The organism is bacterium SCSIO 12696 (genome assembly GCA_024397955.1).
Taxonomy (GTDB): Bacteria; Pseudomonadota; Gammaproteobacteria; order Pseudomonadales; family Porticoccaceae; genus SCSIO-12696.
Genome location: CP073744.1, coordinates 285824 through 302669, shown reverse-complemented (window position 1 = coordinate 302669; position 16846 = coordinate 285824). Strand labels below are relative to the sequence as shown.

The 16846-nt window shown below is 49.9% G+C and carries 18 protein-coding genes; 8 read left to right on the top strand and 10 right to left on the bottom strand.

Annotated elements, in window-relative coordinates; all coding sequences use genetic code 11:
* Positions 1-46 precede the first annotated feature (46 nt).
* The 4 genes from KFE80_01435 to hisI are packed head-to-tail and all read left to right on the top strand — an operon-like array spanning position 47 to position 2030.
* Positions 47-664, top strand: a complete 618-nt coding sequence (locus KFE80_01435; GenBank protein ID UTW45620.1) for a DUF2796 domain-containing protein — start codon at positions 47-49, stop codon at positions 662-664.
* A gap of 5 nt (positions 665-669) precedes the next feature.
* On the top strand, positions 670-1140 hold the full coding sequence (locus KFE80_01430; GenBank protein UTW45619.1) for a transcriptional repressor: 471 nt from the start codon (positions 670-672) through the stop codon (positions 1138-1140).
* A gap of 37 nt (positions 1141-1177) precedes the next feature.
* The gene (locus tag KFE80_01425; GenBank protein UTW45618.1) at positions 1178-1573 is read left to right on the top strand and encodes a MerC domain-containing protein; all 396 of its coding nucleotides are present in this window, start codon (positions 1178-1180) and stop codon (positions 1571-1573) included.
* Between the two features lie 25 nt (positions 1574-1598).
* Complete coding sequence (gene hisI / locus KFE80_01420) at positions 1599-2030, top strand: phosphoribosyl-AMP cyclohydrolase (GenBank protein ID UTW45617.1); 432 nt, start codon at positions 1599-1601, stop codon at positions 2028-2030.
* Between the two features lie 49 nt (positions 2031-2079).
* On the opposite strand, the gene KFE80_01415 is transcribed toward hisI, so the two are convergent.
* Positions 2080-2673, bottom strand: a complete 594-nt coding sequence (locus KFE80_01415) for a DUF3299 domain-containing protein (protein ID UTW46576.1) — start codon at positions 2671-2673, stop codon at positions 2080-2082.
* 115 nt (positions 2674-2788) lie between these two features.
* Between KFE80_01415 and KFE80_01410 the strand changes: the two genes are divergently transcribed.
* From KFE80_01410 to KFE80_01400, 3 genes are all read left to right on the top strand, one after another.
* Positions 2789-3472 (top strand): ABC transporter ATP-binding protein, encoded by a 684-nt coding sequence (locus tag KFE80_01410; protein UTW45616.1) that lies wholly within the window; start codon positions 2789-2791, stop codon positions 3470-3472.
* Positions 3472-4713 carry an ABC transporter permease gene (locus tag KFE80_01405; GenBank protein UTW45615.1) on the top strand — a complete coding sequence of 414 codons (1242 nt, stop codon included), beginning with the start codon at positions 3472-3474 and terminating at the stop codon, positions 4711-4713. The genes KFE80_01410 and KFE80_01405 overlap by 1 nt, the downstream gene beginning before the upstream one ends.
* A 108-nt stretch (positions 4714-4821) precedes the next feature.
* Positions 4822-5268 carry a hypothetical protein gene (locus KFE80_01400; GenBank protein UTW45614.1) on the top strand — a complete coding sequence of 149 codons (447 nt, stop codon included), beginning with the start codon at positions 4822-4824 and terminating at the stop codon, positions 5266-5268.
* A 103-nt stretch (positions 5269-5371) separates the two neighbouring features.
* Here KFE80_01400 and KFE80_01395 read toward each other — a convergent pair whose 3' ends face one another.
* Genes KFE80_01395 through KFE80_01380 form a run of 4 tightly spaced genes read right to left on the bottom strand, consistent with a single transcriptional unit; the run spans position 5372 to position 10732 of the window.
* Positions 5372-8251: an EAL domain-containing protein gene (locus KFE80_01395; protein ID UTW45613.1), complete on the bottom strand. Its 2880-nt coding sequence runs from the start codon at positions 8249-8251 to the stop codon at positions 5372-5374.
* Positions 8248-9282, bottom strand: a complete 1035-nt coding sequence (locus KFE80_01390) for a c-type cytochrome (GenBank protein ID UTW45612.1) — start codon at positions 9280-9282, stop codon at positions 8248-8250. Before KFE80_01390 ends, KFE80_01395 begins: the two co-directional genes overlap by 4 nt.
* 29 nt (positions 9283-9311) lie before the next feature.
* Positions 9312-9641 (bottom strand): DUF4286 family protein, encoded by a 330-nt coding sequence (locus KFE80_01385; protein UTW45611.1) that lies wholly within the window; start codon positions 9639-9641, stop codon positions 9312-9314.
* A 41-nt stretch (positions 9642-9682) separates the two neighbouring features.
* Entirely contained in the window at positions 9683-10732 is a 1050-nt protein-coding gene (locus KFE80_01380; GenBank protein ID UTW45610.1) for a phospholipase A, read from the bottom strand.
* Positions 10733-10792: 60 nt separating this feature from the next.
* Here KFE80_01380 and KFE80_01375 point away from each other — a divergent pair, with 60 nt between their 5' ends.
* Complete coding sequence (locus tag KFE80_01375; protein ID UTW45609.1) at positions 10793-11608, top strand: sulfurtransferase; 816 nt, start codon at positions 10793-10795, stop codon at positions 11606-11608.
* 16 nt (positions 11609-11624) lie between these two features.
* On the opposite strand, the gene KFE80_01370 is transcribed toward KFE80_01375, so the two are convergent.
* The 5 genes from KFE80_01370 to KFE80_01350 all read right to left on the bottom strand — a co-directional run bounded on the left by KFE80_01370 (position 11625) and on the right by KFE80_01350 (position 16841).
* Positions 11625-12104, bottom strand: a complete 480-nt coding sequence (locus KFE80_01370) for a thioredoxin family protein (GenBank protein ID UTW45608.1) — start codon at positions 12102-12104, stop codon at positions 11625-11627.
* A gap of 95 nt (positions 12105-12199) precedes the next feature.
* Entirely contained in the window at positions 12200-12838 is a 639-nt protein-coding gene (msrA, locus tag KFE80_01365; GenBank protein UTW45607.1) for a peptide-methionine (S)-S-oxide reductase MsrA, read from the bottom strand.
* Between the two features lie 40 nt (positions 12839-12878).
* Positions 12879-14906 (bottom strand): DUF3488 domain-containing transglutaminase family protein, encoded by a 2028-nt coding sequence (locus KFE80_01360; GenBank protein ID UTW45606.1) that lies wholly within the window; start codon positions 14904-14906, stop codon positions 12879-12881.
* Complete coding sequence (locus tag KFE80_01355; GenBank protein UTW45605.1) at positions 14903-15904, bottom strand: DUF58 domain-containing protein; 1002 nt, start codon at positions 15902-15904, stop codon at positions 14903-14905. Before KFE80_01355 ends, KFE80_01360 begins: the two co-directional genes overlap by 4 nt.
* Before the next feature lie 19 nt (positions 15905-15923).
* Entirely contained in the window at positions 15924-16841 is a 918-nt protein-coding gene (locus tag KFE80_01350; GenBank protein UTW45604.1) for a MoxR family ATPase, read from the bottom strand.
* Positions 16842-16846: the final 5 nt, after the last annotated feature.

Below are 16846 nucleotides of genomic sequence, written 5' to 3'. Positions count from 1 at the left end.
TCAGGTCGCAATTTAAACCAACAATTACGCTGTTATGAACAGATCAATGATCGGTACTGTTATCAGTACAGCCATTAGTACAACGCTGCTAATTCCACTTGCGCTAAAAGCTGGCCCTTCGGAGCATTCCCACACTCATGCGGATCATGCGGAGGAGCACAGCGGCGTAGCGCAACAACAAGAAGCGCACCTTCATGGCCACGGGGAACTCACCCTGGCTCTTGAAGGAAACACATTGGAAATTGGCCTGGAGTCTCCCGCTGCAAATATTGTTGGCTTTGAACACCGGGCAACATCCAGCAAACAAAAACAAACACTGGAACGTGCAAAAACAACGCTCGAACAGCCAAAGCAGTTGTTTGTATTTTCTGGCACCGAATGCGTACCTGTTGAAGCCAAAGCAGACTTGTCCGCCTTGATTAGCCATGACGAAGACCACCACCACGGTCACCACAACAAGCATCAGAAAGATGAGGATAGCCATAGCGAAGTTACCGTCAGCTATCGCTTTAACTGTATACAAGGGACAAAGTTAAACAGCATGTCGGTTAATTTGCTCGACTTCTTTCCGGGCATTGAAGAACTGGATGTTATGTGGATAACCGATAACCAACAAGGTTCAGCTACGCTCAATTCCACAACAAAAGTCATCCGCTTCAGGTAATGCTGATGAACAGCTCAAGTCAAATTCAGGAAATTCTCAGTTACGCCGAAAACAACTGTAAGTCTCGGGGAACAAGGCTCACTGACAAACGCAAAAAAATTCTCTCAGGCTTACTGCAATCCGGAAAAGCCATGTCAGCTTATGAGTTGGTTGATTACTGCAAACAACAAAATGGCAAATCCATTCCACCCATGTCTGTTTATCGCATTCTCGATTTTCTGCAAGACGAGGGGCTGATTCACAAACTGGACTCGGCAAAAAAATACATTGCCTGTGCTCACATTACCTGCGATCACGAACACGGGGTTCCACAGTTTTTGATTTGTAGCAAATGCCAGCAAGTTGAGGAAATCACCGTCAGCAAATCGACCATAGCTCATTTAAAACACAATGTGGAAAAAGCCGGGTTTCATTTAGTCAGTTCACAGCTGGAAATCAACTGCCTTTGCGGCCACTGCAAAAACGAACTCACCTAGGTTATCTGTAGAAAACCTTTTAAAAGACCAAAAAATCATGAAAAATATTCAAACCATAACGGACAAGACGGCGATTAGCTTGTCTTTTATTTGTACTTTTCACTGCCTTGCACTGCCTGTATTGGCGGTTTCTTTGCCAGCCATCACCGCGTTAAACCTGGACAATGAGATCTTTCATTTATGGATGGTATTAGCAGTGATACCGATCAGCTTAATCGCTCTGACAATTGGTTGTAAGAAGCATAAAAACCTGACTGTCGCACTGCTTGGCATATCCGGATTGTGTTTGCTTATTGCAGCGGTCTTTTTAGGTCACGCTGTACTCGGCGAAGTCGGTGAAAAGCTGCTCACGGTTGTTGGCGCCTGCCTCATTGCAGCGGGGCATCTGTTAAACCATCGCCTGTGTCGAAAGACCAAGTGCGAATGCCATTAACCTGTCTTTTTACAAACAAAGCGCCATGAAAAACCACTACTTCCAGTCGCTTGAGCCTTTGCAGAAAGGTCAGAAGGTAGCGCTCGCAGATATCCTCGACAAACTGGCTGTCAATGATCAGGGGCTGATTCCTGTTGTCACTCAGGACGCAATCACCAAAGACGTTCTCATGCTCGCCTGGATGAACAAAACATCTATCGAGCAAACCCTGTCTACCGGACTGATGACTTACTGGTCTCGAAGCCGGAACCAGTTTTGGATCAAAGGCGAAACCAGCGGGCACTTTCAAAAGTTGCAGTCGATGCGCCTTGATTGCGATGGCGACACAATTCTGTGCCTGGTTAACCAGGAGGGGCCTGCTTGCCATACTGGCCGCAGTAACTGTTTCTATCTGCAAATTGATGACAGCGAAGACGGGACAAAGGCGGCCGTGTCTCTGCTTAGCTCACCACCGTAGACTGGCTCAAACTGGGGGGAGAAATGCTTAATCCCTCTCCACCCCTTACCTACCCTTCCTCTGAATAAACATCCAAACTTTGCACGTCCATGGTGTAAGCCGCTGTCGCCATGTCATTCTCGATAAGAGACGTTTTTAACACACCCGAAATCCAAAACGGATTGTACAAGGCATCAAGTTTAAAGCCCTTGGGGTAGTTGACGTAGATAATCTGGTTAGGTGGCGGAGGCGGTACGTGGATACAGGCTCCAAAAAATGGCACCAGAAAAAATTCAGTTACAACCTGATCATCATTAAAATCCAGGGGAACGATAAAGCCCGGGATTCGCACTGACTGACCGTCCATTTCCCCTTTGACTTTGGTGGACACCAAGGCCTGCTGGTAGCGATCATCTTTATCCGTTTCAGTGTCATTTTTAAGCTGGCTACTGATCAAATCCTCTTCAGAGCCATCTTCTATCTCAGTGAGGTACTCTGGTGGATTAAGCAGAGCCTCCAGGTCTTCTGCCGGAATCAGGTCCGGCCATTTGATGGTTTTAAATTCGCCCGTATCTGCCTCGCTCCCTTGAACCAAGGCTGCATTGAGCAGAAAAAGACCCAGAAGTACCGACAACAGCATAGAGCGCTTAACAAACAACATCATTTTGACCACAGTTTTTTGTACACGGAAAGGATGAGATTGGATATTCGACCACAAGAAGATACTATATATCATTAATAACTCACAAAATATTTGTTTACCGAGCTTTGGGCAAACAATGGCTATTCATTTAAAAGACGTCCGCTTTTGTTACCCCGACTCCCCTGATCAGCCAGTACTTCATATCGAAGACTGGTCTGTCGGCGAGCAAGAGCACGTTTTTATTCACGGCCCATCCGGCGGCGGTAAATCCACCCTGCTAAACCTGCTCAGTGGTATGTTGGTGGCCACCCATGGCGAAGTATCTGTGTTGGGCCAACGCCTTGAGCAAATGAGCAATCGGCAGCGGGATCAATTCCGAGCCAACCATATCGGTTATATATTCCAGCAGTTCAACCTGATCCCCTATCTGGACCCTGTTGATAACATTCAACTGGCCAATCAGTTCTCCAATAAAGGGGCCACCAGGCCCGCTCTGAGAAAGGCTGCTGAGTCATTGCTGAACACATTCAATATTCCATCTTCGGCCTGGCAAAAGCCGGTGGTTAACTTGAGTATTGGCCAGCAGCAACGTATCGCCATCGCCCGGGCGATGATCAACAAACCCGAATTGCTGATTGCTGACGAACCGACATCCTCTCTCGACCCTAAAAATCGCGACAACTTTATGTCGGAGCTTATGTCACTGGCGGCGGAGCAACAGATCACCCTGCTGTTTGTCAGCCACGACATGTCACTATCCAGCCATTTTGGCCGCGTTCAGGGGTTGTCAGACATCAACTCTGTAGCCGATGTTCACTGATGTTTATCCGCCTGGCTTCAAAAAGTTTACTAAACCGCAAAGGCTCCGTACTGCTGACGGTAATGGCCATGGCCGTCAGTATTTTTGTGCTCTTGGGCGTTGAGCATATTCGCCATCAAACCAAGGACAGTTTTAGCAGCACGGTTTCCGGTGTTGACCTGATAGTAGGTGCCAGAACCGGCAACCTTAACTTGTTGCTCTATTCGGTGTTTCGCATCGGCTCTCCCACCAACAACATCAGCTGGGACACTTACCAGGCGTTATCGTCCAATAAGCGGGTTGCCTGGGCTGTACCCATCTCTCTCGGTGACTCTCACAAGGGCTACCGGGTTATGGGCACAAGCACCGGTTATTTCGAACACTTTCGCTACGGCAAAAAACGCCCTCTCGAATTCGCACAAGGAGTGCCCTTTAGCAATGTGTTCGATGTTGTGTTGGGCGCCGAAGTAGCCAAACGCCTGGGCTACAAGCTGGATGACCAGCTGGTATTGGCGCACGGCATTGCAGCAACCAGTTTTAGCCTGCACGACGACCGGCCTTTTAAAGTCTCTGGCATATTGAAACCCACTGGAACACCAGTGGATCAAACCCTGCATATCAGCCTTCAGGGCATCGAAGCCATTCATATCGATTGGAAGCAAGGTGTCAAACAGCCCGGCAGCCATCTCAATGTTGATCAACTGGGGGCGATGGAGCTAGAACCAAAAAACATCACCGCGTTTATGCTGGGTTTGAACTCCAAGCTGGCTACATTTCGCGTTCAGCGAGAGATCAATCACTATCGCAATGAGCCCTTAACCGCCATTCTGCCGGGCGTGGCCCTGTCGGAACTCTGGCAGATGATGGGCCTGTTGGAGAACACCCTACGGCTTATATCCGCTCTGGTACTTGTTGCCGCACTTTTGGGTTTATGCGCGATGATGTTGGCCTCAATCAGAGAGCGCGAACAGGAAATACACCTACTGAGGGTAATCGGGGCACGTCCCTTTTACCTGTTTCTACTGATTGAGCTGGAAGCACTGTTGATCGCTTTTGTCAGTATTTTGCTGGGGTTGGCAGGCTTGTATGGCACCCTGCTGGCCGCTGGGCCGGCTCTCGCCTCCAGCTTTGGCTTGCACATCGGCCTGAATATTCTCTCCGGCAACAACGCCTTGTTTTTATTGGTGTATTTGGGTGCAACCACCCTTGCTGCAATGATTCCCTCTATAACCGCTTACCGAAACGCCAAATCCAGTCAATAACACCAATAAATCCATCGCAATTGGCTCAAAGTCGCACTTTTGTTGTCTGACCTTCCAACAGAAGCGTATAGTAATAGGCTGTTGTACGGAGCCTGCTAACCAGCCGTTATGATGAAAAAGACATTTGCTGCCCTGATAGCCCTTAATTTTTTACTGCCAATTCAGTACGCCAGCGCTTGCGACCTGGATGGTTTTGGCTTGAATCACTATTACGTGCCAGGCCAATCATTCCTGGTGCCCTCCGGGCCAAAATTTCAACTATGGCACCCATCCGTTTCCCGAGCCCCCATCGGTAGCTCAGACGAAGTGGCTATTAAATACAATTCCCCACCATCGTCTGAGGATTTGATACTGACGTTGACCGGCACTCAAGGAATTGAGTTATCAGAAGAGACAATCAAGCTGGATCAACATAAGGGCACCGTTACCGTTAGGTTTTCATTGAATCAAGATGGTCACCAGACCATTAAAATGAAGCTAACAGGCAAGCACGATGGAAAAGTGAATAACCATTTCAGCATTCTTTATGTCCGCGCCAAGGAAGCTGAGCAATAAGCTCTCCACTGTATCAAGCCCGTATTGACCAGCATTACACCGCACTATTAACCGAAATATAATTGGGGCTAATAGTCACCTTGAAAAGTTAATCTGTTCTGATTTACTGGTTGAGTGCGGACTTGGGCAGCAGCTTGTCCTGCTTAATCACCTCACGAAATTCATCCCAGCTTTTACGGGTTATCAGTGCTTCAATAGGAAACGGTGCCGAAACTACATAGCCCTGTATGTAATCCACACCAATTTTTTTCAGCATGCTAATGGTTTCTGTATCTTCCACCCATTCAGCAACGGTTTCCATGCCCAAGGCGTGGCCGATAGCGTGAACCGATTGCACAATGGATTGGTTCACTTCATTGTTAGCCATATCCCGTACAAAAGAGCCATCAATTTTCACAGCATCAACCGGCAGTTGTTGCAAATAGGCAAACGACGACATACCACTGCCAAAGTCATCCAGAGAAATGCCATCGCAGCCGAGAATCAAAAACTTTTCAATAAAGCTACTGGTGATCGTAAAGTCTTTTACCGCTGAGGTTTCGGTAATCTCAAAGTGTAAATACTGCATGTACTCCGGGTACGTTTCACAGCACTTGGTAACCAACTCCAGTATTTCTTGATCACCCAGCGAAGTACCTGACAAATTAATGCAAAAGATTGGCTTATGCCGCGCCATATAGTCCGCATTCTGGGCCATAAACTCGAATATTTTGCGAATCACACAACTGTCGATCAGGGTAATTTGTTTAAATCGTTCTGCAGCGGGCAAAAATGCACCCGGTGGTACGAACTCGCCATCATCATCGCGCAAGCGCACCAGCACCTCGTAGCGAGGCCTTGGGTCATCTTCCTTGAGAGCCAAAATAGGCTGGGTAAACAAGCAAAACTGGTCATTCTCAAGAGCTCTGGGAATGCGGGATACCCAGCGCATCTCGCTGTGCCGAGCCGAGGCTTCTGACACCTGCTCCTGATACAAGTGAATATGGCTACTGGTGGCCTCTTTGGCGGAATAACAGGCAACATCGGCTTTACCCATCAAATCTTCCAAGCCGCCACCGGAGTTATCCACTTTGACGATACCAATGCTGGCACCCACATCGAAAAACAAGTCATCCCAGGTAAAGCGAAAGCCCTGCATTAGCGAAACGATTTTTTCGGCAACCCCCATGGCCGCATCTACATCACAGCCCCATAAGATAACCCCGAATTCATCCCCACCCAGTCGGCCGACAACATCGCTGTTGCGCACGGTATCGATAAGAATACGGGAAACCTGTTTCAGCAATTCATCACCAGCCACGTGGCCACAAGTATCGTTGACGATTTTGAATTGGTTCAAATCGATGTACATCAGACAGTGGACAATGGTGCCATTAGCCGCACTGAGTACTGCGGCCTCCAGCTCTTGCTCAAAGGCACCGCGATTGATCAATCCCGTAAGATCATCGTGGTAAGCCATATAAGCCAGTTCTTTTTCCGCTTTTTTACGAGCAGTAATATCGCGGCTGTAGATATTGATATACGGTGTATCTTTTACTGGGATGATCAACAACAAAAAGCAGCGGCCAGCACACTCCACCTCCACTTCTTGGTTGCGGCCCGTTCGCCGCAAGTCGTCAAACAGCAGGCACCAAGTTTCCGGCACCAGTTTGCCAATTGCGGTCTCCCAGTGCTCAAGCAAATAATCCGCCGGCTTGTTAGCGTACAGAACAGTATTGTCTTTATCGACACGCAATACCGCTTCCGGATTTTCTTCTGGCAAGCGCGCCAACACAGAAATTTCTGCTTCGGCTCGCTTTAGTTTGCTGATGTCTGTGCGGATAAAAATAAATTCGGATATATCGCCCTTTTGATCTTTTTTGGGAATGATCGTGGTCATCGACCAAAAGTGGTCACCGTTTTTGCAATCCAAACACACTTCGCCATTCCAGACCTGCCCGGTATTAATGTATTCCCAGGCTTCCTTATAAAACGCTTTATCGTGCTTGGTGGAAAAAAATATCGTACGCGGCTGCCCCACCACCTCTTCCGGCTGGTAACCCAATACTTCGCAAAGGCGATCAGAAACCTGGCGAATAATTCCATTGCGATCGATAATCGAGACCATGGCGTGCTCATTGAGCACGTATTGCTGAAAATCCACCTGCTGTTCAGATTTACTCAACTCGCTGGAAGCACGTGAAAAACCACGAACCAGATAGACAACAATGGCACTGAGAAAAATTGCCCCCAACAATGCTGCTATTCTCAACAGCTTGACGCGCTGTTCTGAAGACGCTTGCTGCTTAACAATAAACCGTTCAACCTGGCCCAGCCGCCCCTGTAGCGGATGCTCATAAATGCCTTGTGTTAACGTCTCAAGCAGAACGCTGTATTCCAGAGTTTTCTCTGAATAGCGCATCAGCAATTTTAAATTCGAATCGGCTTCGCCGTAATCGCCAGACCACTGCTTCAACGACTCCAGGCTATCTTTTACCGCAGTTTGATTTTGATTACTGTTCACATACAGAGAGGTGGCAATAATCAGGTTTTTAACCAACGACTCAAGCTCTGCACTCCTGGCGGTCGTGTCTCTTTGCAATAGCTCGAGTGTGGTCGCGCCCAGTGTTGGGTAGTGGTGCCAGGTCAATCGAACAATGGAATTTCTGTACTTAAAATCTTCAACTTGCTGTTTTTTATCGGCCACTGCCTGCTTGAGCCTGTCCAGATAGCCTGCACTGCCATCCAAACGTTGAGCGTCAGCAATAAAACCGTCAGCCTCGGCAGACAACAGGCGAACTTGCTCAATAAGGTGATCATAATTGGAGGCAATACCGATGTAACTGCGCCCTACCTCTTCGTTTACCTGCACATTCAAAGCGTATAACTGATTCAACCTTGCCAGCAAACGATTGTTTTCATCTTGGTTAGCCGTCAATGCCAACCAAATCAGGCCAAACGTCGCCATCAGTAGAGCAATAAATAACCAGCGACGAACCATCATTTCAGCGGCTCCGGAAATTCCCCGGTTAAAGATTCTAAAAAGCGTACGATCTTCTCTGCTTCATCGTCCGCTATCATTCTGCCCAGCTGGTAATAACCCATAGACTGCACAGCACTTTTCAAATCCTTTGTGCCGCCATCGTGAAAGTATGGCCCTGTCTTGGCCACATTGCGTAAGCTGGGAACACGCATAACATAGCGGTCTGACTCTTTACCTGTGACATTAAAGCGGCCCAAATCAAACTGGCTGGCAGTCGTACTTTGGTAAGGTTCAATAAATACACCAAAGCGGGCGAACATATTGCCACCGACATTGGTACCCTGATGGCAGGCAATGCAGCCGTACTCGATAAATAGTTTCAGGCCTTGCTTCTGTTCACGGTCAATGGCGTTATTGTCGCCGCGAAGGTAGTGGTCAAAAGGTGCATTGGGCGTGATTAAGGTTTTTTCATACTCAACAATGGCGTCGCTGACGGTGCTCGGATTAATTGCTCCACCAAACAACTTATCAAACTGTTGGATATATTCTTCCCTGCTACTGATGTATTGCAAAGCAATTGGCCAGCCAGCCCCCATGTGGCGGTCATTATTCATGACTTTGTCAATTTGCTGGTGAGGCGTTTCTGCATCGCCGTTCCACAATAAGCGGAAATTCAGCACCGCGTTGAAAACGCTCAGGGTATTCATGTCGTCAAAGCCACCGCGAATATCAATGGACTTAGCCAAACCGTCCGTACCCCAACGCTCTAGAATATGGCAAGTACCGCAGGACGCCTGCCCTGCCGCCAAGCCAATATCGTGAAACAACTGCTCACCAAGCAGTGCTTTTTCCCGGTCCACAGGAAGGGATTGCGGAAGAGGTTTAATCAGTGGCAGATAGGCCTCACCTTCACTCGTACCTGGAGATTGATGTTGAGTGGGTGCTTCAGCTTCAGCAGCTAAAAGGTTTCCTGAAAAGTACAGGGAAAATGCCAATAACGAAGGCAGTAATACGACCCTCAAGAACAGCACACAAATTGTTGTTTTTATCATTATGTTTCCCTTTGTGCTGATGATTTAAATCAGTTCACATCATCAGCAACAAACTTCTCCAGTGGCTCTAAAACACGGCGGTTGGCACTGAATTTACCGCCAAAACGCCGGATACCCTGCTCTCTCATTTCCCCTGCAGGGCCATCAAAGTAGTCATTGAGGGCGGCTCGACTCTCCACAAAATAGTGCACCGTCCAGCATTCACCATCACCCCCCGCTTCATCGGCATCCCGCTGATAGAATTTAGCGGCCTGAAAGCCGGGATTCTTTAGCATTTCCTCAATATGAATTTGCAGCCAACGTCGATAGTCTGACGCAATATCTCGGCTCACAGTGAGATTTACTTCATAAATCAGCATTCGTATTCACCTACAAAAATTAGGGCTTTTAAGCACATTCACTACAGCCAATCCGTCAACTGAAAGCCGATACCAATGGTTTCGTGTTTTACATTGTAGTCAATCAAGCTCTCACCATAACCGTTAAAATATTTCAGGTAACCTTGCAAACGATCGTTAATCGGGAAGCTCCAACCCAGCTCATAAGCGCCTTCAGCAGTAATTGGGTCTCGAATCATCAAACTGACGCTGTGGCCATTGCGGTCATATACCCCCTGCCACTCAAAATGACCGAGAAAACGGGTGATATCCGGGTTGTCGTCCCCGGTGGTTTCCAAAGGGTCCATTTTTAATGGTTCCGGGAGGCGATACCACGGTTTCAAAGAAAACGCGAAGTTATCTCCGTACTCAAAAATAAAATCCATCATCACCCGATTCCAGCTGCGAGAGAATGGCACGTTGCGGCCATTGGACTGGTGATTAAACACCAGCTGATTGGATACATTGCGCAGTTCACCCCATTGCCAGTCGTTGAAAAACGAGAGAATCATCTCTGGCTCGTGGTTGGTTTCCCGAAATGGTGCCGACAGTTCACTGTTGTACACCTGCCAAAAGGAGCGGTTGGTATAAGCAAAACTGAGGTTGCCATTTTCCCCAAACACATCTTTTAACACTGGAATTTCACGGAACAACCCTCTGTAAAGCGGGATTTTGAAGCTCATTTGAAACTGCGCTTCAATATTGTCCAGCTCGCCTTCCTGGGTGTTCACCGAATCCTCAATACCTCCGTTGTACACACCGGTCAAAAAATAGGTGGGACGGTGGGCAATCAGGGCAAACGGGTTATCAGACGCCGATTGCTCGTGAGCAATGCGGCGTTTCAAGGCCGTATTTACCTGGCCGGGGCTTATATGCAGCTGATCCTGGACAACCAGCTGCCGCTCACACTGCTGGCGCAACTGACCAACCGTGGTACTGTCGCTGGCAGTGTATAGCGCCTGAGCCATACACGCCTGCAAATCATCGACACCGTTTTCAGCATCAGCATGCTGCACGTTCGCTGTACAAACAATCACAGGGAGTAAAGCGGTTTTAACAATTGAGCGAATCATGGCTATCTCTGCTGCGTTCCTGGCGATAAACTGCGGGGAGTTTACCACTGGAATATCACCATGACTTGTTCGCCATTGATTTCTGTTCAGGAATTACACCAACAACTCGGCAAAGATATGGTTATTTTTGACTGTCGTTTCTCATTAGCCAATACCGAACAAAACCAGCAGGCTTACGACATCAGTCACATCCCCGGCAGCCACTACTTGCATTTGGATCGAGACTTATCTGGCCCTTTAGGCACGCACGGCGGCCGCCACCCAATGCCCACCCGCAGACACTTTGAAGCCCTCATGCAGCGCTATGGCGTAAATTCAAACACCTTGGTGGTGGTTTATGACGACCAACGTTTTGCCTTCGCCTCTCGACTATGGTGGATGTTGCGTTACTTTGGCCATCAGAACGTAAAAGTACTCGACGGAGGTTTTAGCGCCTGGTATCAGGCAGAATTGGAAACCACATCGCAAATACCAACCGTTGCCAAATCGGGACAGTTTGAGGCTAAAGAGCAAACACAATGGCTGCTCAGTTATAAAGACATCGCAGGTAATCTGGACAACACAAGCCGGTTGCTGATTGATTCGCGGGAGGCACCTCGCTACCAAGGGCTGGAAGAACCCATTGACCCCATCACCGGGCATATTCCTGGTGCCGCCAATTTCCCTTGGCAAGAAGTGACTGATGACAGTGGTTTCGCTCGCTGCCCGAGCCATCAAAAGCAGCGCTGGTCAACATTGCCTGGTGATAAAGAATGGGTGGTTTATTGTGGTTCTGGAGTCACGGCCTGTGTGAATTTACTGGCCATGGAAATTGCCGGACTGCCCCCTGCAAAACTGTACGGAGGCAGTTGGAGTGATTGGTGTTCTTATCAATAAATCCGTTTAGGGAGAATTACTGGGCCAAAGCCTGCTTGCCTGCATTCAGCAATTCCTGAACACCCAGGCCACCCAGAGCTTCGTAACGCACACCGCCGTCGCTGTTCAGGTAAAGTAACGTTGGCAACCCGCTCACTTGATAAGCAGTGGCAATTTCCCCGCCGCGCTCATCTTCCACATCCACTTTCACACTGATGAAGTTCTGATTGTAGAACTCTCCCACTTCTGCCACTGGAAACACTTCCGCAGACATATAAACGCAAGGGCCACACCAGTCGGCGTGCATATCGACAAATACCGGCTTGCCCTGTCTGCCTGCCTCTTGCAGTGCTTCTTCAAAGCTGCCTTGGAAAAACCGAATCCCCTGCTTTTCAATAGGTGCTTTAACAGCAGCCTCACGAACTGGCTGCTCAACGGTGGGTGCATAATCGATATTCAGGGCTAAAACAGAAACGGAAATTATGGCTACAACAGCAGCCAACAGGTATTTTTGCATGTGAAGGTGTCCTCAAAAAATCCGCTACAGTTTAGTAGTGGCTACTGAGGCTTGCCATGCAAGAGTGGTTAAATTTTGTAAACAAGTCTTAACTGTCAAGACAGGCGGAAAGAAACTCCGGTGCCCTCTAAATCACAGTCGCAATCTGGGTTTTTGGCCAAGTACTGTTGCTGATCAGACTCGGCGTAATAGAAGTCTCCCGCCCATTCAACCGATGTGGTGATGTCACCAAAACCCTTGGCAGTAAGCTGCTGCTGGTATTGAATCAGGCTCTGTTCAGCCTGCTGTTGCTGGTCATCGTCAAAACAGAAAATAACTGACCGGAACTGAGTGCCCACATGGTCTCCCTGGCGCATACCTTGGGTGGGGTTATGGCAGTCCCAAAAAATTTTCAGCAACCGGCTGTAACTGATTTCAGAGGCGTCATAGGCCACCAGCACGCTCTCCGCATGACCGGTTTGAGAGCTGGCCACTTCTTCGTGGGTGGGATTTGGGGTGTAGCCACCGCAGTAACCTACCGCCGTGGCGTAAATGCCATCCTGTTGCCAGTACAGAAATTCTGGCAACCAAAAAGGCCCCATAGCAAAAACTGCCTGCTGTATACCCAGAGGAAATGGCGACTGCATATCGTTGCCAGTCACATAGTGTTCACTGGGTACTGCAACCTTTTGGGTACGGCCCTTCAGCGCCGAACTGGCACTGACCATTTGCTGTTTGTGACGATCGTTTTCCATAGCCTTTACTCTCTAGGAGCTGCTCCTCTGGACCTATTCACTAACGAAATTGTTTTGCTTCACGGTAAAACGCTTCCGCATGCTGGGGTTGGTCACCGTAACAAACCTTTTCGTACAGCTTCAACGCCAGCAGAGCATTCTGGCTTTTTGTGCGCTGCTTAAATTCACTGGCCTCTAACCTCAGCCGGTAATCTCGGGGCCCTTCGGCAGACGCTCTGGGCCACCCGGCTTTTGCCAGGCGGCGACACAATTTCACAAACTGGCGCTGCAGTGCTGGTTGACGGCGGGCTTTCAAACTGCCACGCAGCAGCCACAGTAAAGTCATCAACATCACCAGACCACCGGTGGCAAACAACAGCAAACCAATGCTGCGCCAACTGATCTCGCCCAACCAGCGCTGCAAAAATGACTTTTGCTGGCTCTGATAGCCGAGAACCCATGTGCTCCAGTAGTAGTCCAGAGCATCCAGTTGCAAGCGCAAACTGTTTAACCAGCCAATATGGCGATATCGCGACAAAGAAAATCCATCTTCTGCCAAACTGGTGGCGCTTTGCCCAAAAAACGACTCTGCGCCCTGCTCAATGCGCTCAGGGGCAACAGCGGCAGTAGGGTCTACACGCACCCAGCCTCGCCCTTCCAGCCACACTTCCGCCCAGGCATGAGCGTTGTATTGGTGAACCAGCAAATAACCATCCGGGTGCGCTTCCGCTCCCTGATAGCCAGTCACTACCCGTGCAGGCACACCGCCAGCGCGCATTAAAAATACAAAGCTGCCTGCATAATGTTCGCAAAAGCCTCGCTGGCTGCCCCACAAAAACTCGTCTACCGTGTTGCGGCCCAGTGCGGGTGGTTCCAGAGTGTAGGTAAACTCTCGGTTAAACCACTGCAACACCCGTTGTATGTAGGCCTCTTCGGTAACGCTTTCCTCACGCCACTGGGTTGCCAAGGCAACCGCTCTGGGGTTGTAACCCTTGGGCAGTTTCAGCACCTGAAAGCGCTGCCAAGGTACCAATGTATCGGCAAAATACCGATATTGCGGCCACCAACTGACCGAGTATTGCTTTTTACCGCTTACTGGCTGGCGGCTCACCAGGCGCATCTCTCGGGTTATGCCAACACTGGAGTCATTGCTGTCGGGTGCAAGTAACGCAAATAACCAGAGGCGCTGGGTGGGCTCCATAACCACGGTATAGTCGCGCTGCTGGCCGCCCCGTTGAATCCGTTGTAGCCAGTGGCTACCGGATTTGCCACCGGTACCATTGCCTCCCCAGGCGACGTGAGAGCCATCGCCAAAGTTAATCGGGTCAAGCTGGCTCCAGCGACGACCATCGAAGTGGGTCAATACCGGCCCTCGCCAATACAGCAAATCCGGAGACGGTGGCGCCCCTTTTTCGAAAGATACCCGAAATGCCAGATCACCGTTTTTACCCAAGCGAGAAAAGTCTCCCGGCGACATTTCACCACTGACACCCGTAGATGCCTGTTGCTGGCCCGGCACTGCCCAAAACGCTGGCAACCTGGGCAATACCAGAAAAAGCACCACCATCAGCGGCAACGATTGGCTCAGCAGCGCGGTACCACGCTTTAACGGTGCCCAAGTGGCCGCATGCCCCTCTGCGCGCTGAAAAATACCGGTGAGTGCGGCAGTGACCAGCAACAGGCAAAACAGGGTGTAACCACCCACAGCGATGGTCTGCTCATAGAGCAGTTGCAGTGAAGCGGTGAAATAACAAACGAATATCAACTTGAGACCGTCACTGCGCCGATGCATTTCCAGCAATTTAAACGCAGCCGCGCTCACCAGTAATGCGGTTAGCGGTTCCAGCCCGGTAAACCGATCGAATGAAAACACCATCGCCGCAATATTCAGTATCAACAGCAGCAATTTGCTCCAGCGACCGGGGTAACTCCACACGCCGCGATAGATTTGTATACGCCACAAACAGCTCAACACCAACACCATCAGTATCCACAGTGGCAGTACAGCGAATAACCCTGCAGCAATGGCTAGCTGGGCGCAGATCAGCCACACCAAACCGGCTCTGGGTATTTGCCACTGGGGAGTCAAAAGGCTTCTCTCCTTTTAGAACCACCACCGGGTTCAAACAGCGCTAAGTTGCGCAGAATTTCCTGACTATGAGCATCACCTCGGCCCTGTAATACCTCCACCCCTGGCAATTGCAGCCCGTATTCCGCTTCTCTGCGGGCAACATCCAATAGTCGATCGCAAAGGTAAGAAAGGCGCAGTTCGCTGTCGACACCGGGGTAATCCTGCCAACGCAGCCACAGTCGCTCATCGATAGCGTCTGCGTATTCCTTGCCCAACAAACCGCGCTCACGAGCGTAGTGCTTCCAGGATAAATGCTGTAGCGGCATGCCTTTTTGATAGGCTTTAAAGCCGGCAAAGTCATCACTCCCCACCGTCAACTGACGCTGACCAGAGCTTCCCTGGGCCGGTGCAGACATCACCTCAGGCCCTTCCACAGGTTGCGGATACACCAGACCCTTGCAGTTCAAATCCAGATACGTCCATACCCGAAACAATCCTACCGGGTAGCGGCTCTCTACAGTCACTCTTCCCGGGTGAAACCAACCACGGTGGTCAGTTTGAGCAGGCACCAGTGCCTCCTGGCGGTTGCTGTCCAGTAGATCCAAGACCTGGCTTTCGGCATGCCGAAAGTGCAATTCAATACCCTGGCGCTGACGTTGATCGGCGCAACAAACCGCTATCCGAAACAGCATCTGCTGGCCGTTAAATACCGGTTCTGCCGCCACAAAAGACACATCCAGCCCAGCCAGGTTGGCATAGCTGTGCAAAATGGCGGTGATGAATAAACTGCTGAGTAAACAGGCTACCGCGAATACCAAACCATTCTGATAGTTGGTGGCCAATAGCCAAATAATGCTAACCAGTACCAAATACGCAGTACCCGCTTTGGTGGGCAAGATAAACAAACGCTGCTGATTTAAACGAATGCGCCGGGCTGCAGGCATCCGACGATTGAGCCACAGAGAAAAACGGCGACGCATAAACGGGGGAATAAAACCGTGGGCTTTGGCAGCCATATTCCTGGAAAGCATAGTGCTAGACGATATCCACACTACTGAGCAAGCGCTCCACCAGCTGACTGCCCGGATTGCCAGCCAGTTCGTTGGCACCGCGCAAACGATGCCCCAATACCGCTGGTGCCACATGCTGAATGTCTTCGGGGATCACATAATCCCGACCTTCCAACAGTGCCCAGGCTTTGGCACTGTGTAGCAAGGCCAGAGAGCCTCGTGGGGAGATACCGTATTCAAAACCCGGCTCTGAGCGTGAAAAGCTGATCAAACGCTGCAGGTAGCTGAGCAAGCTGGTTGACGTCTTGATCTCCCCAACATGCTCTTGCAACTTGAGTAACTGCTCTGTGGGAATCACCGCTTTGAGCCCTCGCAGAGACTCTCGCGGATCGATACCACTGAGCAATTTCAGCTCTGCGGCCTGATCCGGATAGCCCAGTGACAGGCGCATTAAAAAGCGATCTAACTGAGATTCCGGCAGTGGGAATGTGCCGGATTGATGAACCGGGTTTTGAGTGGCAATCACAAAAAAAGGCGTTGGCAAATTGCGAGTCTCACCCTCTGTGGTGACCTGTCGCTCTGCCATCGCTTCCAACAACGCACTTTGAGTTTTTGGTGTGGTGCGGTTTATCTCATCTGCCACCAGCAATTGGCTGAAAATCGGGCCCTGGTGAAAACTAAACTGTTCGGTGTTGCGGTTGTACACCGAAACCCCGAGGATGTCCGCTGGCAACAAGTCGCTGGTAAATTGCACCCGGTTAAAATCCAGCCCCAAAGCAGCAGCCAAGGCATGGGCCAGAGTCGTTTTGCCCATACCGGGCAAATCTTCAATCAGCAGATGCCCCTTGGCCAACAGGCAAGCCAGTGCCAGACGAACCTGCTGCTCTTTACCCATCAGCACCTGGCCAACGGCCTCTACGATCGTATCGGTAACCGGCTTCATTCTCT